Source organism: Amycolatopsis sp. NPDC049252 (assembly GCF_043197175.1).
GTDB lineage: Bacteria > Actinomycetota > Actinomycetes > Mycobacteriales > Pseudonocardiaceae > Amycolatopsis.
Genome location: NZ_JBICSQ010000003.1, coordinates 169002 through 192370, shown reverse-complemented (window position 1 = coordinate 192370; position 23369 = coordinate 169002). Strand labels below are relative to the sequence as shown.

At 69.5% G+C, this 23369-nt stretch carries 28 protein-coding genes; 5 read left to right on the top strand and 23 right to left on the bottom strand.

The features are described from left to right. Positions 1-18: 18 nt before the first annotated feature. Positions 19-561, top strand: a complete 543-nt coding sequence (locus tag ACGFMK_RS06325; RefSeq protein ID WP_392758936.1) for a cysteine hydrolase family protein — start codon at positions 19-21, stop codon at positions 559-561. On the opposite strand, the gene ACGFMK_RS06320 is transcribed toward ACGFMK_RS06325, so the two are convergent. The 3 genes from ACGFMK_RS06320 to ACGFMK_RS06310 form a co-directional block, all read right to left on the bottom strand. Further along, positions 554-2569, bottom strand: a complete 2016-nt coding sequence (locus ACGFMK_RS06320) for a protein meaA (RefSeq protein ID WP_392758934.1) — start codon at positions 2567-2569, stop codon at positions 554-556. The genes ACGFMK_RS06325 and ACGFMK_RS06320 overlap by 8 nt on opposite strands. A gap of 84 nt (positions 2570-2653) precedes the next feature. Then, positions 2654-3145, bottom strand: a complete 492-nt coding sequence (locus tag ACGFMK_RS06315; protein WP_392758933.1) for a hypothetical protein — start codon at positions 3143-3145, stop codon at positions 2654-2656. A 59-nt stretch (positions 3146-3204) separates the two neighbouring features. Then, the gene (locus tag ACGFMK_RS06310) at positions 3205-3735 is read right to left on the bottom strand and encodes a PH domain-containing protein (protein WP_392758932.1); all 531 of its coding nucleotides are present in this window, start codon (positions 3733-3735) and stop codon (positions 3205-3207) included. A 150-nt stretch (positions 3736-3885) separates the two neighbouring features. Between ACGFMK_RS06310 and ACGFMK_RS06305 the strand changes: the two genes are divergently transcribed. Further along, positions 3886-4515, top strand: a complete 630-nt coding sequence (locus ACGFMK_RS06305) for a LysE family translocator (RefSeq protein ID WP_392758930.1) — start codon at positions 3886-3888, stop codon at positions 4513-4515. Beyond that, positions 4515-5138 (top strand): LysE family translocator, encoded by a 624-nt coding sequence (locus ACGFMK_RS06300; RefSeq protein WP_392758928.1) that lies wholly within the window; start codon positions 4515-4517, stop codon positions 5136-5138. Before ACGFMK_RS06305 ends, ACGFMK_RS06300 begins: the two co-directional genes overlap by 1 nt. A gap of 35 nt (positions 5139-5173) precedes the next feature. Here the strand turns inward: ACGFMK_RS06300 and ACGFMK_RS06295 are convergent, their stop codons facing one another. The 5 genes from ACGFMK_RS06295 to ACGFMK_RS06275 form a co-directional block, all read right to left on the bottom strand. Beyond that, complete coding sequence (locus ACGFMK_RS06295; RefSeq protein ID WP_392758926.1) at positions 5174-5521, bottom strand: hypothetical protein; 348 nt, start codon at positions 5519-5521, stop codon at positions 5174-5176. Then, positions 5518-6027 (bottom strand): DUF6232 family protein, encoded by a 510-nt coding sequence (locus tag ACGFMK_RS06290; RefSeq protein WP_392758924.1) that lies wholly within the window; start codon positions 6025-6027, stop codon positions 5518-5520. The genes ACGFMK_RS06295 and ACGFMK_RS06290 overlap by 4 nt, the downstream gene beginning before the upstream one ends. A 120-nt stretch (positions 6028-6147) precedes the next feature. Continuing rightward, positions 6148-7338, bottom strand: a complete 1191-nt coding sequence (locus tag ACGFMK_RS06285) for an alpha/beta hydrolase family protein (protein ID WP_392758922.1) — start codon at positions 7336-7338, stop codon at positions 6148-6150. Further along, entirely contained in the window at positions 7335-8153 is an 819-nt protein-coding gene (locus ACGFMK_RS06280; protein WP_392758920.1) for an NAD-dependent epimerase/dehydratase family protein, read from the bottom strand. The genes ACGFMK_RS06285 and ACGFMK_RS06280 overlap by 4 nt, the downstream gene beginning before the upstream one ends. Continuing rightward, positions 8146-8583, bottom strand: coding sequence for a nuclear transport factor 2 family protein (locus ACGFMK_RS06275; protein WP_392758918.1), 438 nt, complete (start codon positions 8581-8583; stop codon positions 8146-8148). Before ACGFMK_RS06275 ends, ACGFMK_RS06280 begins: the two co-directional genes overlap by 8 nt. Positions 8584-8677: 94 nt before the next feature. On the opposite strand from ACGFMK_RS06275, the gene ACGFMK_RS06270 reads away from it, so the two are divergent. After that, the gene (locus ACGFMK_RS06270) at positions 8678-9271 is read left to right on the top strand and encodes a TetR/AcrR family transcriptional regulator (RefSeq protein ID WP_392758916.1); all 594 of its coding nucleotides are present in this window, start codon (positions 8678-8680) and stop codon (positions 9269-9271) included. A gap of 56 nt (positions 9272-9327) precedes the next feature. Here ACGFMK_RS06270 and murA read toward each other — a convergent pair whose 3' ends face one another. After that, positions 9328-10602 carry a UDP-N-acetylglucosamine 1-carboxyvinyltransferase gene (murA, locus tag ACGFMK_RS06265; RefSeq protein WP_392758914.1) on the bottom strand — a complete coding sequence of 425 codons (1275 nt, stop codon included), beginning with the start codon at positions 10600-10602 and terminating at the stop codon, positions 9328-9330. Between the two features lie 61 nt (positions 10603-10663). Between murA and ACGFMK_RS06260 the strand changes: the two genes are divergently transcribed. Beyond that, the gene (locus ACGFMK_RS06260) at positions 10664-11239 is read left to right on the top strand and encodes a cob(I)yrinic acid a,c-diamide adenosyltransferase (RefSeq protein WP_392758912.1); all 576 of its coding nucleotides are present in this window, start codon (positions 10664-10666) and stop codon (positions 11237-11239) included. On the opposite strand, the gene aroA is transcribed toward ACGFMK_RS06260, so the two are convergent. From aroA to ACGFMK_RS06190, 14 genes are all read right to left on the bottom strand, one after another. Further along, on the bottom strand, positions 11236-12474 hold the full coding sequence (gene aroA, locus ACGFMK_RS06255) for a 3-phosphoshikimate 1-carboxyvinyltransferase (protein WP_392758910.1): 1239 nt from the start codon (positions 12472-12474) through the stop codon (positions 11236-11238). The genes ACGFMK_RS06260 and aroA overlap by 4 nt on opposite strands. A 10-nt stretch (positions 12475-12484) precedes the next feature. Further along, positions 12485-12805: a putative quinol monooxygenase gene (locus tag ACGFMK_RS06250; RefSeq protein WP_392758908.1), complete on the bottom strand. Its 321-nt coding sequence runs from the start codon at positions 12803-12805 to the stop codon at positions 12485-12487. A 53-nt stretch (positions 12806-12858) separates the two neighbouring features. Beyond that, positions 12859-13293, bottom strand: a complete 435-nt coding sequence (locus tag ACGFMK_RS06245) for a DUF2550 domain-containing protein (protein ID WP_392758906.1) — start codon at positions 13291-13293, stop codon at positions 12859-12861. 25 nt (positions 13294-13318) lie between these two features. Continuing rightward, on the bottom strand, positions 13319-13684 hold the full coding sequence (locus ACGFMK_RS06240) for a F0F1 ATP synthase subunit epsilon (protein WP_003102658.1): 366 nt from the start codon (positions 13682-13684) through the stop codon (positions 13319-13321). A gap of 114 nt (positions 13685-13798) precedes the next feature. Then, positions 13799-15226, bottom strand: a complete 1428-nt coding sequence (gene atpD, locus ACGFMK_RS06235; protein WP_323322809.1) for a F0F1 ATP synthase subunit beta — start codon at positions 15224-15226, stop codon at positions 13799-13801. Continuing rightward, complete coding sequence (locus tag ACGFMK_RS06230) at positions 15226-16164, bottom strand: F0F1 ATP synthase subunit gamma (RefSeq protein ID WP_392758905.1); 939 nt, start codon at positions 16162-16164, stop codon at positions 15226-15228. The genes atpD and ACGFMK_RS06230 overlap by 1 nt, the downstream gene beginning before the upstream one ends. Before the next feature lie 11 nt (positions 16165-16175). Beyond that, positions 16176-17816 (bottom strand): F0F1 ATP synthase subunit alpha, encoded by a 1641-nt coding sequence (atpA, locus tag ACGFMK_RS06225; RefSeq protein ID WP_392758903.1) that lies wholly within the window; start codon positions 17814-17816, stop codon positions 16176-16178. A 56-nt stretch (positions 17817-17872) separates the two neighbouring features. Beyond that, positions 17873-18697, bottom strand: coding sequence for a F0F1 ATP synthase subunit delta (locus ACGFMK_RS06220; RefSeq protein WP_392758902.1), 825 nt, complete (start codon positions 18695-18697; stop codon positions 17873-17875). 6 nt (positions 18698-18703) lie between these two features. Then, on the bottom strand, positions 18704-19264 hold the full coding sequence (locus ACGFMK_RS06215; RefSeq protein WP_392758901.1) for a F0F1 ATP synthase subunit B: 561 nt from the start codon (positions 19262-19264) through the stop codon (positions 18704-18706). 29 nt (positions 19265-19293) lie between these two features. After that, a complete protein-coding gene (locus tag ACGFMK_RS06210) occupies positions 19294-19554 on the bottom strand; it encodes an ATP F0F1 synthase subunit C (protein WP_323322819.1) in 261 nt (86 codons plus the stop codon). A 55-nt stretch (positions 19555-19609) separates the two neighbouring features. After that, a complete protein-coding gene (gene atpB / locus ACGFMK_RS06205) occupies positions 19610-20395 on the bottom strand; it encodes a F0F1 ATP synthase subunit A (RefSeq protein WP_392758900.1) in 786 nt (261 codons plus the stop codon). A 532-nt stretch (positions 20396-20927) separates the two neighbouring features. Further along, positions 20928-21377, bottom strand: a complete 450-nt coding sequence (locus tag ACGFMK_RS06200; RefSeq protein WP_392758899.1) for a hypothetical protein — start codon at positions 21375-21377, stop codon at positions 20928-20930. Between the two features lie 48 nt (positions 21378-21425). Continuing rightward, positions 21426-22583 carry a glycosyltransferase family 4 protein gene (locus ACGFMK_RS06195; RefSeq protein WP_392758897.1) on the bottom strand — a complete coding sequence of 386 codons (1158 nt, stop codon included), beginning with the start codon at positions 22581-22583 and terminating at the stop codon, positions 21426-21428. 74 nt (positions 22584-22657) lie between these two features. Then, a complete protein-coding gene (locus ACGFMK_RS06190) occupies positions 22658-23308 on the bottom strand; it encodes an L-threonylcarbamoyladenylate synthase (protein ID WP_392758895.1) in 651 nt (216 codons plus the stop codon). Positions 23309-23369 lie beyond the last annotated feature (61 nt).

Below are 23369 nucleotides of genomic sequence, written 5' to 3'. Positions count from 1 at the left end.
CCAAGGAGGCTCGACGTCATGACCGAAACGGCACTCATCCTGATCGACGTCCAGCGCGGGTTCGACGAAGCGGGCTTCTGGGGCCCGCGCAACAACCCCGGCGCCGAAGCCAACATGAAGGCACTGCTCGACGCGTGGCAGGAGCGGCGGCTCCCGGTGGTGCTCGTGCACCACGACTCCGTGAAGCCGGACTCGCCGCTGCGGCCCGGGCAGCCGGGCAACGACTTCAAGCCCGAACTCGACGGCGCGCGCCCGGACCTGGTGTTCGGCAAGCAGGTCAACTCGGCGTTCCTCGGCGACGTCGACCTCGACGCGTGGCTGCGCAAACGCGGCATCACGAGCTTCGTGCTCGCCGGCATCCAGACGAACTTCTGCTGCGAGACCACCGCGCGGATGGGCGGGAACCTCGGCTACGACGTGACTTTCGCGCTCGACGCCACGTTCACGTTCGACCTCCCGGAGGTGACCGCCGACGAGCTGTACCGCGTCACGGCGGCGAACCTGGCCAACCAGTTCGCCACCGTGAAGTCCACAAAGGACGTTCTGGCGGCCCTCAGCTGAGGCCGTGGCGCTCCCGGATGAGCGAGACGATGCCGTCCATGATGTCGGTCAGCTCGTAGTCCTTGGGCGTGAACACCCGCGCGATGCCGCGTTCGGTCAGCAACGCGGCGTCGTCGGGCGGGATGATGCCGCCGACGATCACCGGGATGTCACCCGCGCCCGCGGCCCGCAGGCCGTCGACGACCTGCGGCACGACCTCCAGGTGCGAGCCGGAGAGCACCGACAGCCCGACGACGTGCACGCCTTCCTGAACGGCGGCCGCGGTGATCTGCTCGGGCGTCAGCCGGATGCCCTGGTAGACGACCTCGAAGCCGACGTCGCGGGCGCGGACGGCGACCTGCTCGGCGCCGTTGGAGTGCCCGTCGAGGCCCGGCTTGCCGACCAGGATCCGCAGCCGCTCGCCCAGTTCCGCCTCGGTGGCGCGGACGCGTTCCCGGACCCGCTCGATCCCCGGGTCGCCACCGCCGGCGGCAGCCGCGGAAACCCCGGTGGGCGCCCGGTATTCGCCGAACACCTCGCGCAGCGCACCGGCCCACTCGCCGGTGGTCACCCCGGCCCGCGCACAGTCCACAGTGGCCTCGAAGAGGTTCGTGGACGTCTGCGCGGTCTCCTTCAACGTGGCCAGAGACCGCTCAACAGCGTCGTTGTCGCGCCGGCCGCGCCAATCCTCCAGCGCCGCAACGGCTTCCTTCTCGACGGCCGGGTCGATCGTCTCGATCGCCTTCGCGCCCTCGGCCTGCAGCGGTGACGGCTCGGTCGTCGCGAACTTGTTGACCCCGACCAGGACCCGTTCGCCGTTCTCCATGCCGCGGCGGTATTCGGCCAGCGAGCCGACCAGCTGCGACTTCATGTAGCCGCTCTCGACCGCGGCGACCGCGCCGCCGACGTCCTGGACGCGGGCGATCTCCTCGCGCGCGCCGGCCATGATCTCGTCGACCTTGGCCTGGATGACGTGCGAGCCGTCGAAGATGTCCTCGTACTCCAGCAGGTCCGTCTCGAAGGCGAGGACCTGCTGCATCCGCAGCGCCCACTGCTGGTCCCATGGCCGGGGCAGGCCGAGGGCCTCGTTCCACGCCGGCAGCTGGATCGCGCGGGCCCGCGCGCCGCGGGAGAGCGACACCGCGAGCATCTCCAGCACGATCCGCTGGACGTTGTTCTCCGGCTGGGCCTCGGTGAGCCCGAGCGAGTTGACCTGGACGCCGTAGCGCAGCCGGCGCGCCTTCGGATCCGTTACGCCGTAACGATCCCGCGTGATCTCGTCCCAGAGCGCGGTGAACGCGCGCATCTTGGACATCTCCTCGACGAACCGGACGCCGGCGTTGACGAAGAACGAGATCCGCGCGACGACCTTGCCCATGTCGGCTTCGTCGACCTGGCCGGAGTCGCGGACGGCGTCGAGCACGGCGATCGCGGTGCACAGCGCGTACGCGACCTCCTGCGTCGGCGTCGCGCCGGCCTCCTGCAGGTGGTAGCTGCAGATGTTGATCGGGTTCCACTTCGGCACGTGGTGCACGGTCCACGCGATCATGTCGGTGATCAGCCGCAGGCTCGGGCCCGGCGGGAAGATGTAGGTCCCGCGGGACAGGTACTCCTTGATGATGTCGTTCTGCGTGGTGCCGGTGAGCTTCGCGAGGACCTCGTCGACGTCCCGGCCTTCGGTTTCGGCCTGCTCGCGCGCCACGGAGACGTACAGCGCGAGCAGCCACATGGCCGGCGCGTTGATCGTCATCGACGTGTTGGCCTCGGCGAGCGGGATGCCGTCGAAGAGCCGCCGCATGTCGCCGATGTGCGAGATCGGCACCCCGACCTTGCCGACCTCACCGCGGCTGAGCTGGTGGTCGGGGTCGTAGCCGGTCTGGGTCGGGAGGTCGAACGCCACCGAGAGGCCGGTCTGGCCCTTCGTCAGGTTGCGCCGGTACAGCTCGTTCGACGCGGCGGCGGAGGAGTGGCCCGCGTACGTGCGCATCACCCAGGGGCGATCCCGCTCGTGGTCGGATGGGTACGGCACTGTGCACCTCCGGCACTGGACGACCCATCGAGTGTACCGGCCGGTAACTTGGGTGGCGGAGTGGAATCGGACACGTCCGGGTGGTCAGTCCGCGATCAGCGCCCGCACGATCAGCCCGTAGACCCGCTTGACGTCCGGCACGGCGAACAGCGCGATCGGACGCGGTTGGTTCTTCTTCGGTAAGCCGAAGCCGAGAATGTCCACCGTCTCGAACAGCGGGTGGAAGGTGAGCGTGCCGACGCCGTCGCCGCGGAGCGAGGTGACCACCGGGGTGGTCACCTCCATCCACCTGCGGGTGTGACCCGAGATGCGGTCGGCCACGACGACCCGCTGATCGGTCACCGCGTACACCGCGCGATACGTCGTCCGCAGCCGGAAGGCCACCGGCCCGCAGACGATCGCGAGCCACACGAGCACGGGAAGCACGTACAGTCCGGTGAAGGAGATGATCACCGCCACCAGGAACGAGCCGGCACCGAGGCGGCACCACTCCCAGCCGACCGGGACGACCCGTCGCGGCCGCCCCGACCACAGCAGCCGCTCACCCGGCTGCACCACGATGATCGGCTCTTCCACGGCGGCCTCCCCGGCGCTCTTTGCCGGGCTGACGCTCGAGAAGGCCGTACCGGTTGCCCTCAGGCGGCCGAAGTGCCGGAAGTGTCCGCCTCCGGCGGGGCCTGGCGCGCCTTGGCCTCGTCGATGGCCTTGGTGAGCAGGTCGCGAACCCGCTTGGGCTCGCCGACGCCGATCAGCGTCACCGATCCGGTGTCGCCGAAGCTGATCGTGCCGGTGCCCGTGCCGCCGCGCTTGAGGACCGGCGGCGACAGGGTGGCCAGCTCACTGGCGAGTTCCTTCTGCCGGAACAGGCCCGACCGCGCGATGATCCGGCTGTCCGTCACGGCGTAGGTCGTCCGGCCGAGCGCGAGGTAGCGGACGGCGGAACGGCCGATCGCGCCGTACAGGCCGACCACGAGCAGCACCACTCCGGCGAGCATGCCCGCGCCCGCGGGTTCCTGCGTGAGGAGGAACCACAGCGCGGCCGCGGCGACGACGAGTCCGGCGGGGGCGATCACCCCGTCGGCGGCGACGTACAACGGGCGCTGGACCGGCTCTCCCGCCCAGAGCACGCGCTCACCGGGTAGAAGATCGATTTCCCCTGCTGACATGGCCGAACACTACTCTGCCGAGGTGTCCGGTGCCGAATGCCGAGCACGCTGTACGTGCGCGTACACCCTCTGTGCGTGGACGATCATGGCGGGCGCTGTGACGGAAATCCGCGAGACCGGGCCGATGGCCGTCGGTTAGCGTGGGCAGCCGTGACGTGGAGTTCGTACGGGAGTTACCTGGTCATCGTGGTCCTGATCGTGCTGGCGCCGGGACCGGACACGATGGTGATGCTGAAGAACGCGCTTTCCGGGGGATTCCGCGGCGGGCTGCTCGCGTCGCTCGGCATCGTCAGCGGGAACGTCGTGCAGGGCAGCGCCGCCGCGCTCGGGCTCGGCGTGCTCATCGCGAAGTCGCAGCCGGTGTTCCTCGCCCTCAAGTGGGTCGGCGCGGCCTACCTCGTCTTCCTCGGCTTCCAGGCGCTGCGCGGCGCGTTCCGCGGGAACTACGACGTCGTCGAGCAGACGCAGCAACGACGTCGCGGCGGAGGCTTCCGCAGGTTCCGCGAAGGGTTCCTTTCCAACATCACCAACCCGAAGGTGCTCGTGCTGTACCTGTCGGTGCTACCGCAGTTCCTCGACCCGGTGCGCACGACGACCTGGGACGCGCTCGCGCTGGCCTACACCGTCGCGGTGATCGGCGGGCTGTGGCTGCTGGTGCTGCTGGTGTTCGTGCACCGCGTGCGCGCGTGGCTCGGGCGGCGGCGGGTCCGCCGCACGCTCGACGGTGTCACCGGCACCGCACTGGTCGGCTTCGGCGCCGCCCTCGCCCTGGAGTCCTGATGACGTGGAGCACCTACGCCGGGTTCGCGGCGATGATGGCGTTGCTGGCGATGATGCCGGGCCCGGACACGATGGTGGTGCTGAAGAACGCCCTCACCGGCGGCGCGCGCGGCGGCGGCTGGGCGTGCGCCGGGATCAGCGTCGCGAACTTCCTGCAGGGCACGGCGGCCGCGCTCGGCCTGGGCGCGGTGATCACCCGCTACCAGCCGGTGTTCGAGACGGTGAAGTGGCTCGGCGCGGCCTACCTGGTGTACCTGGGCATCCAGGCCCTGCGCGGCGCTTGGCGCGGCGACTACGAGTCGCTGGACGACGTCCGCCGCGCCCGTGCCTCCCGGAGCCGGCGCTTCCGGGAGGGGTTCCTGTCCAACATCACCAACCCGAAGGTGATCGTGCTGTACCTGTCGGTGCTGCCGCAGTTCCTGACCCCCGAGTCGGGTTTCGGGGACTCGCTGCTGCTGGCGTACACGGTCGCGGCGCTGGGTGTGGTGTGGCAGGTGCTGCTGCTGTTGTTCGTGCACCGGGTGCGGGGCTGGCTGCAGCGACGCAAGGTGCGCCGCGCGATGGACGGCGTGACGGGCACGGCCCTGCTCGGCTTCGGCGCGGCCCTGGCCCTCGAAGGCTGACGCGGCACGAGAGCCGCGTCAGCCCCGCGGCGGACTCAGCGAAGCTGCTGCTCGACCAGTTTCAGCAGCAGCGGGACGACGACGTGGTTCACCGCCTTGGCCAACGCCTCCTTCGCGCCCCGGCCGATCACGTTCACCACCTTCCGCAGCGTGGACTCCTTCTTCACGATCTCCGCCTCGATGGCCGAAGTGTCCACCGGATCACCGTCGGGCGAAAGCAGCCCCACCTCGTGCAGGTGGGCGATGAAGGCGGTCAGCTCGGCGGAGGCGGCAGCCCGTTCGGCGACGCTGACCTGGTTGCGCACGTCGCCCGAACGCTGGTCGATCTTGCCGATGTTGCCGTTGCCGTACTGGTTGATCTGGTCGCCGCCCCACGCCGTCACGGGTTCACCATCCGGCCGATGTTGCCGTCGCCGTACTGGTTGAACTGATCACCCAGGAACACATTGCTCACCGTGTAGGACTGCTCCGTCTCCGGCGGGTTCTCGATGGCGTCGACAATCCGCTCGGAAACCCACTCCAGGCTCTCCCGATCCGGGGAAATGAGGCCGGCTTTCGGGTTTCCCGTGCTTTCCAGCATGAGCGCGTAGCGCGGCGTGTACGCCTTCTTCGACTTGATGAAAACCAGAATTCCCACGGCGATCGCCGCCACGAACCCGATCGTTGCCAGGGCGCCGCTCTGCGTGCTCGCGGTCAGGATCGAGAACAGGACGAAGACCCCGAACGCCGACATGCAGCCGAGCTTCGCGTTTCCTTGGCCGGCGTCCGGAGGCGGCTTGACGCCGATCACCTGCACGCGCGCGATGTTGTTCAGCGCATAGTTCTCCCGCCCGATCCGGAGGGTTCGGTGATTGATCACGACACGGGTGTCGCCAGTTTCCTCTGCCATTTCGGTGCTTTCCGATCACGTGGATCGCCTGGTGCGACCGCCTCGATACCCGCTCATAGTCGGCACCCCTGATTCTTTGTTACTACGACATTCGGCCGTCACCCGTTCGGCGGCCGCGGGTCAGAGCGTGCGGTCCAGCCAGTCGAAGATGCGGCCGACCGCGAGCCGCTGGGCGCCGACGTGGCAGTGGGCGTCCGCGCCTTCCTCCGCCGTGAACGTCAGCAGCGTCTTCGGTGCGTTCACGTGCGCGTACAGCCGGCGTGGCTCGGTTTCCGTTTCGCCGCCGAAGAACAGATCGTCCGCCGCTTCGCAGATCAGGGTCGGGCACGTGATCTTCTCCGCTATGCCGCCCTCGAGGGTGTACTCGAGGTACTTCGCGACGAACTCGCGGTCGGTCGCCGCGCCCAGGACGTAGCGGCCGTGGTCGCACGCCCAGCGCAGGGTCGAGTTCGCCTGCCGGCCGGCGGCGAGCAGCGCGTCGAACTCCTCGTCCTGCTCCGCCCGGGCGCGGCGGACGATCTCGTCGCGGTCCCAGGGCAGCGTCGACGTCACCGCGGAGCCCGCGTCGTAGACGCCGTCGACCGCGATCACCGCCGCCAGCCGCGGCTCGAACGCCGCCGCGCGCGGGGCGAGCACGCCGCCCAGGCTCACGCCCAGCAGGGCGATCCGCCCCGGGTCGACACCGTCGAGCCCGAGCACGAAGTCCACCACCGGCGTGACGACGTGCTCCCAGTCCGGCCGGAACACGAGCTTCTCGCGGTGCATCGCGGCGGGCTGACCGGGGCCGTCGAAGGTCAGCACGTGGTAGCCGCGCTCGGCGCCGGACGCCGCGCCGAAGAAGTGGAGTTCCTCGGCGCTGCCGTCGAAACCGCTGTGCATCACCACGACCGGCTTCGGCCCGGCGCCGGGCGCGCGGTAGAAGTAGCCCTGCAACACCGTTCCCTCGTACGGGATTTCGACCGGCTCGGCGACACCGGCGCGCCGGAAGCATTCGACGCTGCGGTCGTACGCCGCCGCGATCCGCGGGTCCGCCGGGTCGCCGTGCAGGAAGAAGTCCGCCGAGAAGTAGTACGTCGACGCGCGCAGCAGCAGGTCCCGCGCGGTGACCGGGCTCGCGTCGGCCGCTTCGGCGTACAGCCGGTCGGCCAGGCGGCGGTAGGCGTCGTGCCAGCTGTCGTAGTCCCCCGGCGTCACGGTCGACGCCGCCGCCAGCACCTCGCCGAAGTCCGAGCCGCCGTAGGCCGCGTGGCCGAACAGGCGCAGGGTTTCGAACCAGAACTGCGGGTCCTCGGTGAACATGAGCTGCTTCATCGGATTTCCTCCTCCACGAAGGTGCGGAACGAGCGGGCGGGCCGGCCGGTGACCTCTTCGACGGCCGGGGTGACGCGGTCTTCGGTGCCGCGCCGGACGTCCTCGTCGAGCGCGGCGAGGACGGCGGCGAACTCCGCGGGAATCCCCGACGCCGCAACCAAAGCGGCGAATTCGGCGGTGCTCACCGCGCGGTGGCGCACCGGACGTCCGGTGTGCGCGGCGACGATCTCGGCCGCCTCGGCGTAGCTCAAGGCCGAAGGGCCGGTGAGCACGTGTTCGGTGTTGTGCGGTTCGGCGTCGGTCAGCGCGCGGACGGCGACCGCCGCGATGTCACCGGCGTCGACGAACGCCACCCGGGCATCGCCGGTGGCGGTGACGATTTCGCCGTCCCGCACGCCCTGGGCGACCAGGTGCTCGCCGGTGAAGTTCTGCATGAACCACGACGGCTTCAGCACGGCCCACTCCGGCGCCGCGCGCGCCAGGCGCTGCAGCTCGCCGAGCCCGGGTGAGTCTTCGGTGACGGCCGACGAGCTGAGCAGCACCACCCGGCGCACGCCGGCGTCGAGCGCGTCGGCCAGGAAGGGTTCGACCAGGCGCGCGGGCTCGGCCTCGCCGATCGGGGCGAGCAGGTACACCGCGGAGACGTCCCGCAGCGCGGCCACCTGCGAGCCGCGGTCGGTCCAGTCGAAGCGCACCTGGCCGGGCTCGTGCACCTTGCGGGTGGCGGCCCGTGCCGTGACATCGCGTTCGCGCAGGCCCGCGACCACCCGGCTCCCCGTGGTGCCGGTGCCGCCGAGGACCAGGACGTCAGCCACGATCGCTCCCGGCGAACGCCGACGTCAGCTCGTCGACGCCGCCCATCAGCTCGGCCGCGGCGAGCGGGCTCCAGTAGTCGCGGTAGTGCCGGATCTCGCCGTCGTCGATGGTGAGCACGGCGATGTAGGACAGCTCGTACGGCTTCCGCGTCGCGACGACAACACCGGCCGCGGTCATCTCCACGACCACCACGGCCGGGTCGGCGGTCTCGTGCACGGTCTTCGCCGTGATCGCCCGGATGTCGAGCAGGTCCGGGTAGCCCCGCAGGTAGTCGGCGATGGCATTCCGGCCCTCGACGCGCGGCGGGTAGCCCGCCGCGGCGAACGGGAACTCGAGGACGCCGTCCTCGGCCCACAGCCCGGCGAACCCGGCCATGTCGTGCTTCACCAGCAGGTCGAGCGCGTGCTCGACGAGTTCGCTCGGTCGCACGGATGCCTCCTTGAACGTTTGGACGAGACGGTACCGTCCCGACGTCAATATAGACGGGACGGTACCGTTTCGTCCACCCGCTAGACTGCGCGTCATGGCACGCACCCCGACCGGCGCCGCGGTCCTCCAGCCCGAAGTCACCCAGGCCATCACGGACGCGGTGCTGCACGAGCTCGCCGAACAGGGTTACGGGCGGCTGTCGATGGAAGCGGTGGCGAAACGAGCCGGCGTCGGCAAGAGCGCGCTGTACCGGCGGTGGGCGTCGAAGCACGAGATGATCACCGCGGTGGTCGCGGAGTTCAGCGTGTCACGCGCGGTGCTCGAGGACACCGGTTCGCTGCGCGGCGACCTGCGGGTGACGCTGCAGGCGATGATCGACTGGCTCACGCACCCGCTGTTCTCGCGGATCCTGCCGGACCTCGTCGCCGAGGGCGCGCGCAACCCGGAGATGGCCGAAAGCGCGCGCACGAGCATCGGCGGCCCCCGGCGCGACCGCGCGGAGGTGATGCTGCGGCGCGCGATGGACCGGGGCGAGCTCCCGGCGGACCTGGACGTCGAGATGGCGATGGACGTCCTGGGCGCGCCGATCTACTGGCGCATGGTGGTCCGCCGGGCCCCGGTGGAGCCGGACTACCTGGACCGGCTGGTGGAGTACGTCCTGCGCGCACTGGGCGCCCGCGAGGTCTGAAACGCCGTGAATGGCACATCGAGGGACTCTGAGTCCCTCGATGTGCCATTCACGGACTACGTGCGGGCCGGCTCGCCGCTGACGCGCTTGATGTTCGCACCCAGGCGGTTCAGGTTTTCGACGAAGTGCGGGTAGCCGCGGTCGATGTGGAAGACGTCCCAGACCTCGGTGACGCCGTCCGCGCACAGGCCGGCCAGCACCAGCCCGGCGCCCGCCCGGATGTCCGACGCCCAGACCGGTGCGCTCGACAGCCGCTCGACGCCGCGGACCACCGCGTGGTGACCGTCCGTGCGGGCGTCGCCGGAGAGGCGGATCATCTCCTCGATGAAGCGGAACCGCGCCTCGTAGACGTTCTCCGTGATCATCGACGTGCCCTCGGAGACCGCCGACAGCGCCACCGCGAACGGCTGCAGGTCGGTCGCGAAACCCGGGTACGGCAGGGTGACCCAGTCGACCGCCTGCGGCCGCTCGGGCTGCACGATGCGGAAACCCTTGTCGCCGAACGTGGTGACGTCGGCGCCGGCCAGCTGGAGCTTGTTCAGCACCAGGTCGAGGTGGTGCGGGTTGACCCCGCGCACGGTCAGGTCGCCGCGGGTCATCGACGCCGCGAAGGCCCACGTCGCGCCCACGATCCGGTCGCCGATCACGCTGTGCTGGGTCGGGTGCAGCTGCTCCACGCCGTGCACGGTCAGCGTCGACGTGCCGGCGCCTTCGATCTTGGCGCCCATCTCCACGAGCATCGTGCAGATGTCGACGATCTCGGGCTCGCGCGCGCAGTTGTCGATCACCGTGGTGCCCTCGGCGAGGACGGCGGCCATCAGGATGTTCTCGGTCGCGCCGACGCTCGGGAAGTCCAGCCAGATCTGCGCGCCGACCAGCGTGTCGGCCTTCGCGACGACGCAGCCGTGCTCGATGGTGCTCGTCGCGCCCAGCTTGCGGAGGCCGTTCTGGTGCATGTCCAGCGGCCGCGAGCCGATCGCGTCACCGCCCGGCAGCGCCACCACGGCCTGCTTCAGCCGGCCGACCAGCGGCCCCAGCACGCAGACGGACGCGCGCAGCTTGCCCATCGCCGCCGAGTCCGCGCGGTGCGAAAGCTCGGCGGGCGTCGTGATGGTGGCGGTGTCGCCCTCGATGACGACCTCGCAGCCGACGCTCCGCAGCACGTCGCCCATCAGCGGGACGTCGAGGATCTGCGGGCAGTTCGTGATGGTCGTGGTGCCCTCCGCGAGAAGGGCGGCGGCCATCAGTTTCAGCACGCTGTTCTTCGCGCCGACCACGTCGACCTCGCCGACCAGCCGGGCTCCGCCATGCACGTCGAAGTGCTCGCTCATGGCCGCCAATCATGCCCTCTCGCCCGGATTCGGCCCGGGCGGGGGCCGCTATGGTGAGTTCATGGTCGTTCGCATCAACCGCGTGTACACCAAGGTCGGCGACAACGGCACGACCGCGCTCGGCGACGGGTCGCGCGTGTCCAAGACGTCCCCCCGCCTGGGGGCCTACGCCGACACCGACGAGGCGAACTCGGTCATCGGGCTGGCCGTCGCGCTGGGCGCGCTGCCGGACGAGATCACCGGCGTGCTGCGCGCGCTGCAGAACGATCTCTTCGACGTCGGCGCCGACCTCTGCCTGCCGATCCAGGACGACCCGCCGTACCCGCCGCTGCGCATCACGGAGAAGTACGTGGAGCGGCTCGAAGGCTGGTGCGACGACTTCAACGACCGCCTGCCCAAGCTGACGTCGTTCATCCTGCCGGGCGGCACGCCGGGCGCGGCGTTCCTGCACCAGGCGCGCACGGTGGCACGCCGCGCGGAGCGTTCGGCGTGGGAGCTGTACGAGGCCGAGCCGGAGACGACGAACCCGATCGCGGTGAAGTACCTGAACCGGCTCTCGGACCTGCTGTTCATCCTGGCCCGGCTGGCCAACCCCGAGGGTGACGTGCTGTGGCAGCCGGGCGGGCAGCCGTCCTAGATCCCCCAGCGGTCCCGCAGGGACCGCAGGGCCTGGTGGAAGCTGGGGAACGTCTTCTTCACGCACTCCGGGTCGTCCAGCGTGATGCCGTCGGTCAGCAGGCCCGTGATGCTGAACGCCATCGCGATCCGGTGGTCGCGGCGGCACTTGATCAGCGCGCCGGACGGATCACCCGGCTGGATCTCGATCCAGTCGCGGCCGGTCTCGACGCCCACCCCGAGAGCGCGCAGGTTCTCCTCGCACGCGTCGAGGCGGTCGCACTCCTTGATGCGGGTGTTGTAGACGTCCTCGATCCGCACCGGCCCGGACGCGAACGGCGCGATCGCCGCCAGCGTCGGGACCGTGTCGGAGATGTCGCGCATGTTCACCGTGACGCCGCGCAGGCCTTCCGACGGGCCCGCGACGGTCACCGAGTCCTCTTCGAGCTGCACGTGGGCGCCCATCTGCTCGAGGACGTCGACGAACCGCACGTCCCCCTGCAGCGCCGACGAACCCAGGCCGGGGATGGTCACCGTGCGGCCGGTGACGGCCGCCGCGGCCAGGAAGTAGCTGGCCGTCGACGCGTCGGGCTCCACCGGGTAGTCGCAGGCCTGGTACGGCCGCGGCGGGACGACGAACGTCTTGCCCTCACGGCGGACGTCCACGCCGAAGCGCCGCATCATCTCCAGCGTGATCTCGACGTAGGGCACCGACACGAGGTCGGTCACCGTGATCCGCAGCCCCTCCGAGGTCAGCGGCCCGAGCAGCAGCAACGCCGTCAGGAACTGCGACGACAGGCCGGCGTCCAGGGTCAGGTCGCCGCCCTTGACGCCGTTCGCGCGGACGGTCAGCGGGTGGTGCCCCGGCTCGCCCTCGAAGGTCAGGTCGACGCCCAGTTCCTGCAGCGCGTCGGTCAGCGGCCCCAGCGGGCGGCGGCGCATCTGGTCGGAAGCGTCGAAGTGGAACGTGCCGGTGCCGGCCGCGGCGAGCGCGGGCAGGAAGCGGGCCGTGGTGGCGCCGTCGCGGCAGAAGACGTCGGCGGACGCCACACCCGGCCCGGAAGGACGGCCCTCGATCGTCCAGGCGCCCGGCTGCCGGTCCACCTGGTAGCCGAGCTTCACGAGCCCCTCGGCGAAGCCCTCCGTGTCGTCCGAATGCAGCGGCCGGCCGAGCACGGTGGTGCCGTGCGCGGCCGCCGCGAGGAACAGGCCGCGAGCGGTGACGGACTTGGAGCCGGGGATCTCGACGAGAGTCACGGCCCCCAGTTTAGTGGGGCTCGATCTCGGCCATCGGACCCCAGTCGGAGGCGTCCTGGACGTTGATGATCTGCGGGTTGTCCGAGATGTAGGCGCCCAGGTTTTCGGTGGCCCACTTGAAGTGGTCGGAGCCGACGTGCGCGACGGCGGCGTCCTGGCCTTCGAAGCCCTCGACCAGCACGTAGGTGTTCTTGTCCTCGAGACTGCGGGACCACTCGAAGAACCGGTTGCCCGCTTCGGCCCGGGTGTTCTTGGTGTAGTCCGCCACGATGTCCGGCCAGGCTTCCGCGTGCTCCGGCTTGACCGGGAACTTGACCACGATGAAGATCATGCGTTCAACCGTAGGCCAAAACGGCCGGGCCGGCTGTCTCGGTTTGAGACAGCTCAGGAGGCGCGTGGCAGGCGTCGCCCGGGCGGGGCCGACTCCAGCCAGGAGAGGAACCCGGTGAGCGCGCCCGGGCCCATGGCGATCTCGATCGCTTCCTGGGTCTCGGACTCGCAGCGCAGCACGATGGCGCCTTCGGGAACGGCGTAGGCCTCGCTGCCGGAGGGGTCACGGCGGTCGGCGATCTGCATGCTCGCGCGCTGGAAGACGCGGTCCGGGCCGCTGCGCAGGCTCCACACGCGGTACCAGACGAACTCGTCACCCTCGTAGCGGCCGAGCCCCAGGTGCCAGCTGGCCCGCGCGTTGTCCGGACGCCACCGCAGCGCGACGCTCACGCCACCGCCGCGGCGCATCCGGATCCACCGCTGGCCGTACCAGCCGACCAGCACCACGAGCACGATCAGGAGCCCGACTACCACCACGGTGATCTGCACGGCCCGGCTCCTGCCCGTCGCTCGCTCAGGCCGACTGACCTGCTGCGCGGAGCTGGGCCGAGGCCCTCGCCCGCTCGGTCTCGTCGTCCCCGGTCAGGGCCGCCTTCGCCGCTTCTACGTCGATCTCGTCGGAGAGCTCGGCGCTCTCCGCGAGGATGCTCACCCCGGTGCCGGTGACCGAAAGGAAACCACCGTGCACGGCCGCGCACACCGTCTCGCCGTCGGTGGTCGTCACCTTGACCACGCCACCCTCGACGAGCTGCCCGAGCACGGGCTCGTGACCGGCCATGATGCCGATTTCGCCTTCGGTGGTCTGGGCCACCACGAAAGTGGCGGTACCCGACCAGAGACGGCGCTCGACAGCCACCAGCTCCACGGACATCTCAGCCACGTAGCACTCCTTCGCTCGGGGTGTTACCACCGAGTGTAATAGGTCCGTATCCCGGTATGAGAACGGCGGGGGCTCGAGTCCACAGTGGACACCGCCCCCGCCGCCTCAGGGAAGTCACTTCTTGGTGATTTCCTTGTACTTCTTCTCGAGGTCCTCGAGGCCACCGATACCCAGGAACGCCTGCTCCGGGTAGTGGTCGAAGTCACCCTTGGCGATGCGGTCGAACGACTCGATGGTCTCCGACAGCGGCACCGTCGAGCCCGGGATCTGCGTGAACGCCTCCGCGACCAGCATGTTCTGCGAGAGGAAGCGCTCGATCCGGCGGGCGCGCTGGACGGTGAGCTTGTCCTCTTCCGAGAGCTCGTCCATCCCGAGGATCGCGATGATGTCCTGCAGTTCCTTGTACTTCTGCAGGATCCGGATGACCTCGGAGGCCACGCGGTAGTGGTCCTCACCGACGATGGCCGGGTCGAGGATCGTCGACGTCGACGCCAGCGGGTCCACCGCCGGGAAGATGCCCTTCTGGAAGACACCACGCGAAAGCTCGGTGGTGGCGTCCAGGTGGGCGAACGTCGCGGCCGGGGCCGGGTCGGTGTAGTCGTCCGCGGGGACGTAGATCGCCTGCATCGAGGTGATCGACCGGCCTCGGGTCGAGGTGATCCGCTCCTGCAGCTGGCCCATCTCGTCGGCCAGCGTCGGCTGGTAACCCACGGCCGAAGGCATGCGGCCCAGCAGGGTCGACACCTCGGAACCGGCCTGGGTGAACCGGAAGATGTTGTCGATGAACAGCAGCACGTCCTGGTTCTGCACATCGCGGAAGTACTCCGCCATGGTCAGCGCGGACAGGGCGACGCGCATACGCGTGCCCGGCGGCTCGTCCATCTGGCCGAACACGAGGGCGGTGTCGTTGATGACGCCGTCTTCGCTCATCTCCAGGAAGAGGTCGTTGCCCTCACGGGTGCGCTCGCCGACCCCGGCGAACACCGACGTACCACCGAAGTTCCGGGCGACACGGGTGATCATCTCCTTGATGAGCACCGTCTTGCCGACGCCGGCACCGCCGAACAGGCCGATCTTGCCACCCTGGACGTACGGGGTGAGCAGGTCGACGACCTTGAGGCCGGTCTCCAGCATCTCCGTCTTGCCTTCGAGCTGGTCGAAGGACGGCGGGTTGCGGTGGATGCCCCAGCGCTCGAGGTCGTCGCCGTAGCCGGGCTCGTCGAGGCACTCGCCGAGGGCGTTGTAGACGTGGCCCTTGACCTTGTCGCCCACCGGAACGGTGATCGGGCCGCCGGTGTCGGTGACCTCGGCCCCGCGCACGAGACCGTCCTGCGGCTGCAGCGAAATGGTGCGGACGAGGTTGTCACCCAGGTGGGAGGCGACCTCGAGCGTCACGGTCTTGCGGAGCTGCTCGAACTCGATCTCGACCTTGAGCGCGTTGAACTGGTCGGGCACGGAACCGCGCGGGAACTCGACGTCGACGACCGGACCGGTCACCGACACGATGCGCCCCTTGGCGCGCGGGGCTTCAGTACTGGTCATCAATCATCACTTCCTGCTGCGGTGAGCGCGTTCGCGCCACCGACGATTTCGGAGATCTCCTGGGTGATCTGCGCCTGGCGGGCCTGGTTCATCTCCCGCGTCAGGTTCCCCACCAGTTCGTTCGCGTTGTCCGACGCGGCCTTCATGGCCGTCCGGCGGGCGGCCAGTTCGGACGCCGCCGACTCGAGCAACGCCGCGTAGAGCCGCGTGTTGATGTACTTCGGCAGGAGCGCGTCCAGCAGCTTGTCGGCACTCGGCTCGAACTCGTAGCTGGGGAGCAGCCCGGCGGGCTTCTCCTCTTCGCCCTCGGAGTACTCGACCTCGAGCGGCGCGACGCGCTTGGCGGTCGGCCGCTGGGTCAGCATCGACACGAACTCGGTGTAGACGATGTGGATCTCGTCGACACCCTCGACACCGTCGGTGTTGCCGTGCTCGTCGTCGACGCCGGCCATGAACGACGCCACCAGGGCCTCGCCGGCCGCGACCGCGTCGGTGTAGCCCGGCTGGTCGGAGAAGCCCGTCCAGCCGTCCACGACCTCGCGGTTGCGGAACCGGTAGTAGTTCAGGCCCTTGTTGCCGGTCACGTAGACCTGGGCTTCCTTGCCCTCCTTGCGGAGCAGGGCGAGGAGCTCCTCGGTCGCGCGCAGCACGTTGGAGTTGTAACCACCGCACTGGCCCTTGTCACTGGTCACGACCAGGACAGCGGCCCGCTTCGGGTTCGGGCGCTCGACCAGCATGGGGTGGTCGAGGTTGGCCGCCGCACCGGCCAGCGCCGAGAGCACCTTGGTGATCTCGTCCGCGTACGGCCGGGAAGCGGCGACCTTCGCCCGCGCCTTGGTGATGCGCGCGGTGGCGATGAGCTCCATCGCCTTGGTGATCTTGCCGATCGACTTGGTCGCCTTGATGCGCGACCGAAGTTCCCGGAGTTGTGCGGCCATGAGCTATCAGCTCACTTCTTCGGGGCGGGCTTGTTGACCTTGACGGTCTCCTGCCCGACCTTGTCGGAGTCCATCGCGTCGGCGTCCGCCTCGACCAGGGACTTGCCCTCAGAGGTGGTGAACTCCTTCTTGAACTCGTTCACCGCGGCGACCAGCTTGTCGGCGGTCGCGTCCTCGAACTTGCCCGAGTCGCGGATCGCGCCGAGGACGTCGTCGTGCTTGCGGCGGGCCGAGTCGAGGAACTCGTGGTTGAAGCGGCGCACGTCCTCGGTCGGGACCGAGTCGTAGTGACCGTTCGTGCCCAGCCACACCGTGCAGACCTGCTCCTCGACCGGGATCGGCGAGTACTGCGGCTGCTTGAGCACCTCGTACAGCCGGGCACCGCGCTCGAGCTGCGCCTTGGAGGCGTCGTCGAGGTCCGAGGCGAAGGCGGCGAACGCCTCCAGCTCGCGGTACTGGGACAGGTCGATGCGCAGCGAGCCGGAAACCGACTTCATCGCCTTGACCTGCGCGGCACCACCCACGCGGGAAACCGAGATACCCACGTCGATGGCCGGGCGCTGACCGGCGTTGAACAGGTCCGACTGGAAGAAGCACTGGCCGTCGGTGATCGAGATGACGTTCGTCGGGATGTAGGCCGACACGTCGTTGGCCTTCGTCTCGATGATCGGCAGCCCGGTCAGCGAGCCGGCGCCCAGCTCGTCCGAGAGCTTCGCGCACCGCTCGAGGAGACGGGAGTGCAAGTAGAAGACGTCGCCGGGGAAGGCCTCGCGGCCCGGCGGGCGGCGCAGCAGCAGCGAGATCGCGCGGTAGGCGTCGGCCTGCTTGGTCAGGTCGTCGAAGACGATGAGGACGTGCTTGCCCTCGAACATCCAGTGCTGGCCGATGGCCGAGCCGGTGTACGGCGCGATCCACTTGAAGCCGGCCGAGTCCGAAGCCGGGGCGGCGACGATGGTGGTGTACTCCATCGCGCCCGCGTCCTCGAGGGACTTCTTGACCGCGGCGATCGTGGAGCCCTTCTGGCCGATCGCGACGTAGATGCAGCGGACCTGCTTCTTCTCGTCGCCGGTGTCCCAGTTGGACTTCTGGTTGATGATCGTGTCCACGGCGACGGCGGTCTTGCCCGTCTTGCGGTCACCGATGATCAGCTGGCGCTGGCCGCGCCCGATCGGGGTCATCGCGTCGATGGCGGTGATGCCGGTCTGCAGCGGCTCCGACACCGGCTGGCGCTCGACCACCGAAGCGGCCTTGACCTCCAGCGGGCGGCGGTCGGTGGTCTCGATGTCGCCGAGACCGTCGATCGGGGCGCCCAGCGGGTTGACGACCCGGCCGAGGTAGCCGTCGCCGACCGGCACGGACAGGACCTGGCCGGTGCGCTTGACCTGCTGGCCCTCTTCGATGCTTTCGAAGTCACCGAGGATCGCGGCACCGATGGAGCGCGCGTCCAGGTTCAGTGCGACGCCCAGGACGCCGCCGGGGAACTCGAGCAGCTCGTTGGCCATGGCCGAGGGGAGGCCCTCGACGTGGGCGATACCGTCACCCGCGTCGATCACGACGCCAACTTCTTCCCGGCTCACGTCCGGGGCGTAACTCGAGACGTAGTTCTCGATCGCGCTACGGATCTCATCCGAGGAGATCGTCAGCTCGGCCATGTCTTTCCCGCTCTCGCTTCGTTCTTGCCAGTATGCAAAGTCTTGTGTGACCTGGGCTAGGCCCGGGCCAGCCGCCTGCGCAGGGCAGCGAGCTGACCCGCCGCGCTCCCGTCGATGATCTCGTCGCCGACGCGGACGACGAGTCCGCCGCCGAGACTGGGATCGACCTCGATGTGCAGCGCGATCGACCGCCCGTAGATGGTGTCGAGCTTCGCGCCCAGCTGGGCGGTCTGCTCGTCGGTCAGGGGGCTCGCGCTGGTCACGTAGGCGACCGAGCGCTGACGGCGTTCCGCGGCCAGCTTGACCAGCGCGTCGAGCCCGGCGCCGACACCGCGGCCCTTGGCCCGGCGGACGACCTGCTCGACGAGGGTCTCGGTGACCACGTCCACCTTGTCCGCGAACAGCCCGCGCACCAGCGAACGCTTCGCGTCGGCGGGACCGGCGAGGTCCGACAGCGCGGTCTCGAGCTCCGGGTGGTTGGCCACGACGCGCGAGACCTGGAACAGCTGGGTCTCGACGGCGTCGATGTTGCCGGTCTTCTCGGCGGCGGTGAGCAGCGCGGAGTGCCCGAGCGACTCGAGCCCGTCGACCAGCTGACGAGGGCTGGACCAGCGGCTGCCCGCCACGGCGTCGAGCACCTTCAGGGCCGGTTCGGACAGCTTGCCGTCGAACAGCCGGCGCACCAGCGTGGTGCGCGACTCCGGCGTCGCCGAGGCGTCACTCACCGCCCGGCGCAGACCGATCTCCCGGTCCAGCAGGTCGACGACCGAGAGCAGCTCGTCGCCGACCGTGGCCGCGTCGGCTCCCGCGTCGGCCAGAACCTCGCCGAGGCGTTCCTCGGCGAGGCCGAGCGCTTCACGGCTCGCAGCATGCAGCGTCATTCCGGTCTACTTCCCCGCTCCACCAGCGGCACCGGCGGTGTCCAGCTCCGCGAGGAACCGGTCGACGGTGCCACGACGGCGCGCCTCGTCTTCGAGCGACTCACCGACGATGCGGCTGGCCAGCTCCACGGCGTTGCGGCCCATGTCGGCCCGCAGCTCGGCGATGATCTGCGCCTTCTGGGCCTGCAGCTGGGCCTGCCCCTGGGCGACGATCCGCTGGGACTCGGCCTCGGCGTCGGCCCGCAGTTCCGCCTTGATCTGCTCGGCTTCGAGCCGGGCGTCGTCGCGGATCTTCGCGGCCTCGGACCGGGCTTCGGCCAGCTGCGCCTTGTACTGCGCCAGCGCGGCTTCGGCTTCGGCCTGGGCCTTCTCGGCCTTCTCGATGCCACCCTCGATCTTCTGCGCACGCTCTTCGTACGCGGCCTCGAAGCGAGGGACGACGTACTTCTTGAGGATGAACAGCAGGATCAGGAAGGCGACGATGCCGAGGATCAGCTCCGAGATGTCGGGGATGATCGGGTTGTGGGCCTTTTCCTCGGCGGCGAGGAGCAAAGCACTCTTCAGCACGGCGTCTCCTTAAGCGATGAGCTGCTGACTCAGGCGGCGGAGGCGATGAAGTAAATGACGATGCCGATCAGCGCCAGGACCTCGGTCAGCACGAAGGTCGAGAAGCCGATGCCCTGCAGCTTGCCCTGGGCCTCCGGCTGACGCGCCGTGCCGTTGATGACGGCGGCGAAGATCAGACCCACACCGATGCCCGGGCCGATCGCGCCGAGGCCGTAACCGATGGCGGCGAGGCCGGGGTTGATGTTGACGGCCTGCTCGGCGGCGGCCTGGGCCAGAACGATGTTGCTCACGTGCATTTCCCTTCACTTCGGTCCGCGCGCTCGCGCGAATCGGGGGCTTGTGTTCTCAGTGCTCCGACGCCAGCGCGGCGCCGATGTACCCCGCCGAAAGCAGGGCGAAGATGTAGGCCTGCAGCACCTGGATGAAGGCCTCGAGGAAGGTCATCCCGATGGCGAAGATCCAGGCCACGAGCGAAACCGGCTTGAGCGCCCAGCTCGACGTCTCGGTCAGCAGGAAGGTGCCGCCGAGGGTGAACACCGCCAGGATCAGGTGACCCGCGAACATGGCGGCGAAAACACGGATGGCGAGCGTGAGCGGGTTCAGGAAGAACTTCTCCGCGAACTCGATCAGCGAGAAGAGCGGCAGGACCGCCTTGGGGACACCCGGCGGCGCGAGTTCCTTCTTGAAGTAGCCGGCGAAGCCGTGCTTCTTGAAGCCCGCGTAGTGGTAAACCGGGTAGACCACGAGAACCGCCAGGGCGACCGGGAAACCGAACCGCGCCATGGTCGGGAACTGGAGGAACGGGATGATCCCGTAGAGGTTGTTCACCAGTACGAAGGTGAACAACGAGAAAACGAGCGGCACATACCGCTTGAAGTCCTTCGAGCCGATCTGCTCGCGCGCGATGTTGTTGCGGCTGAAGTCGTAGATGGACTCGGCGACGAACTGCCCCTTGCCCGGCACGACCTGCAGCTTGCGGGTCGCCAGCAGGAAGTACGTCGCGATGATGACCACCGAGAGCACGACGAGCACCATCGGCTTGGTGACTCCGCCGAACAACGCCGGCAACTCGAAGCTTTCGGCGCCGGGCGGTGCGAACACAGCACCCTCGGCCAATACCAGCGCGCCCACTGGGCTCCTTCCGGTTCTCCCGGCCGGCGTTCACTCCGCCGGGGGAATCGTCACGATCTGGACTTAACGTACCCGATACGCATCGGGACGCCGGAGGCGGCTGCCCCACTGTGCGATGAACACGGCTTCACGTTCTGCACACGGGGTTGTCTCGCGTGAACACTGCCCACGGTCTACTTCGGACCAGCGGCGGAGGAGGCGGAACTACACGGTCGCCACACTGCTGATCGCGGTTCGTCTTAGGGAGCGTGCGGCCGAGGCCGCCACCCTTGACGCGGACCATACCAGCAGGTCAATCAGTGCCGTACAGGCGTACTCCATACCAACCGATCAGCCCAGGACTTAGGTCCCGGGTCGACCCGGGACCCAGGTCCGGCACCGGCCGGGACCGCGTCCGGAACGTCGCAGGCGAGCCCTCCGGGACCGTTCCGGAGGCCGCGCGAAAGCGCACGACTGTGGTCCCGGTCACACTCGGGCGGCCGCACCCGGGCTCACCCTGAGTAACGGACCTGACCGGCAAATCGGACAGCCGTCAGGACGGGATGATCGTCGGGATCTTGGTCTTGCGGAAGGCGGCGAACTCGGCCGCGGCGGCCAGCAGGATGGCCACGATCATGGTGATGCCGAGCGACATCGGGTGCAGCGCCGTGACGCCCTTCAGCAGTGTCAGCGCGCCGAACAGCAGGACGACCTTCACGACGTACCCGCCGAGCGCGATCACCATGACGAACATCGGGTCCTGGCCGGCGCTGAAGCGCATCATGCCCAGGGTCGACAGCGAGGCCAGCATCGCCAGCGCTCCGCCGACGAGCGAGCCCCAGAAGCCGGGCATGCCGTTGAGGACGCTGAAGAGCACGATGCAGACCAGCACCGCCGGCGGGGTCACCAGCAGCGAAGCCTTCGTCATGGCGCGGGCCGCCTGCAGCACCACCTTGGCGTGCGGGTTCTCCTGCGCTTCGGTCGAGGTTTCGGTCTCGCTCACGGTCGGCTCCCTGCTCGGTTCGTCCCCGAGTGTAGAGACCCCGGCGACCTAGGCTCCCGGCTGGTTGCGCGAACGCAGCCGCGGGATGATCGAGACCGCCACCGCGAACACCAGGCCCACCCCGATGATCCAGAGCGCCGCCGCGTCGTCGAACAGGGTCACCGAGACCGCGCCGAACGCCAGGATGCCGGCCCACAAGTAGATCAGCAGCACGGCTCGGCGCTGGGAGTGGCCGATCTCCAGCAGCCGGTGGTGCAGGTGCATCTTGTCCGCCGCGAACGGGCTCTCGCCGCGGCGGGTGCGGCGCACGACCGCCATGATCAGGTCCAGCATCGGGACGAACAGCACCGCCGCCACGACCACCAGCGGCGAGAGCAGCGCGATCGCGTCCTTGCCGCTGAACTGGGGGTAGGGCACGCGCCCGGACGCCGACGTCGTCGCGCCCGCGAGCACCAGGCCGATCATCATCGACCCGGAGTCGCCCATGAAGATCTTGGCGGGCTGGAAGTTGTACGGGAGGAACCCCAGACAGGCCCCGGCGAGCGTGGCCGCGATCAGCGCGGGCGGGTACGTGCCGACGTCGCCGCCGGAGCTGTCGAGCAGGCCCAGGGAGAACGCGCACGTGGCCGCCGCCGCGATGAAGCCGAGGCCGCCGGCCAGCCCGTCGAGGCCGTCGACGAAGTTCATCGCGTTGACCATCACCACGACCATCACGACGGTGAGCAGCGCGCCCTGGTTCTTGTCGAGCACCAGCACCGAGCCGAACGAGGCGCCGGTGCCGCCCCACGGCACCCAGAACGACACCCACTGCACGCCGAAGATGACCAGGATCCCGGCGCACATGACCTGGCCGGCCAGCTTCGTCCAGGCGTCCAGCTCGAACCGGTCGTCGAGCGCGCCGATCAGCGAGATGACGGCGGCGGCGAGCAGCACGCCGACCGAGTCGAACGAGGCGTCGAACCCGTGCGAGAGCGCGGGCAGCTGGTGGGCCAGGCCCATCGCGCCGGCGACGCCGAGGAGGATGCCGATCCCGCCCATCCGCGGGATGGGCGCGACGTGCACGTCGCGCGCCCGGGGATTCGCGATCGCGCCGACGCGGATCGCGATCCGGCGCACGACGCCGGTCAGCAGGTAGGTCACGGCCGTCGCGGTCAGCGCGACGAGGATGTATTCCCGGATCGGGAGAAGACCGGATGTGGGCGGCACGGGTGCGTCACGCTCGCGGGGTCGGGGTCACCCGCGACACGCTATCGTGCCGCGCCCGGCGCCTGGATCCGGCTTCACGCCAACGTTTCCGCGGGGACACCGAGCACCTCCGCGATGGCGTCCTTGCTCACGGCGCCTTCCCGCAGCACCACCGGTTCGGTGCCGGTGAGGTCCACGATGCTCGACGCGACGGCCTCGCCGCTGGAGCCGCCGTCGAGGTACACCGCGACCGAGTCGCCGAGCTGCTCCTGCGCCTGCTGCGCGGTGCTCGCCGGCGGCCGGCCGGAGACGTTCGCGCTGGAGACGGCCATCGGGCCGACGTCGCGCAGGAGCTCCAGTGCCACCGGGTGCAGCGGCATCCGCAGCATCACGGTGCCGCGCGCGTCGCCGAGGTTCCACTGCAGGCTCGGCGCGTGCGGGAGCACAATGGACAGATCGCCGGGCCAGAACGCCTCGATGAGCGCGCGCGCCTGCGGCGGCACGCCGAGCACCAGACCGTCCACAGTGGACCACGAGCCGACGAGCACGCCGACCGGCATGTCCGGGCCGCGGTTCTTGGCGCGCAGCAGCGCCTGGACGGCGCCCGCGTCGAACGCGTCGGCGCCGATGCCGTAGACCGTGTCGGTCGGCAGCACGACCAGCCTGCTCGACCGGACCGCGCCGGCCGCCGCGGACAGTCCGTCGGCCCGGGAATCGCGCTTGCTGCAGTCGTAGACCACGCTCATGGCGGCAAGCCTAGCCTCGTGAGTGGTGAGGAGGGCCGCAACCCTCCTCACCACTCACGAG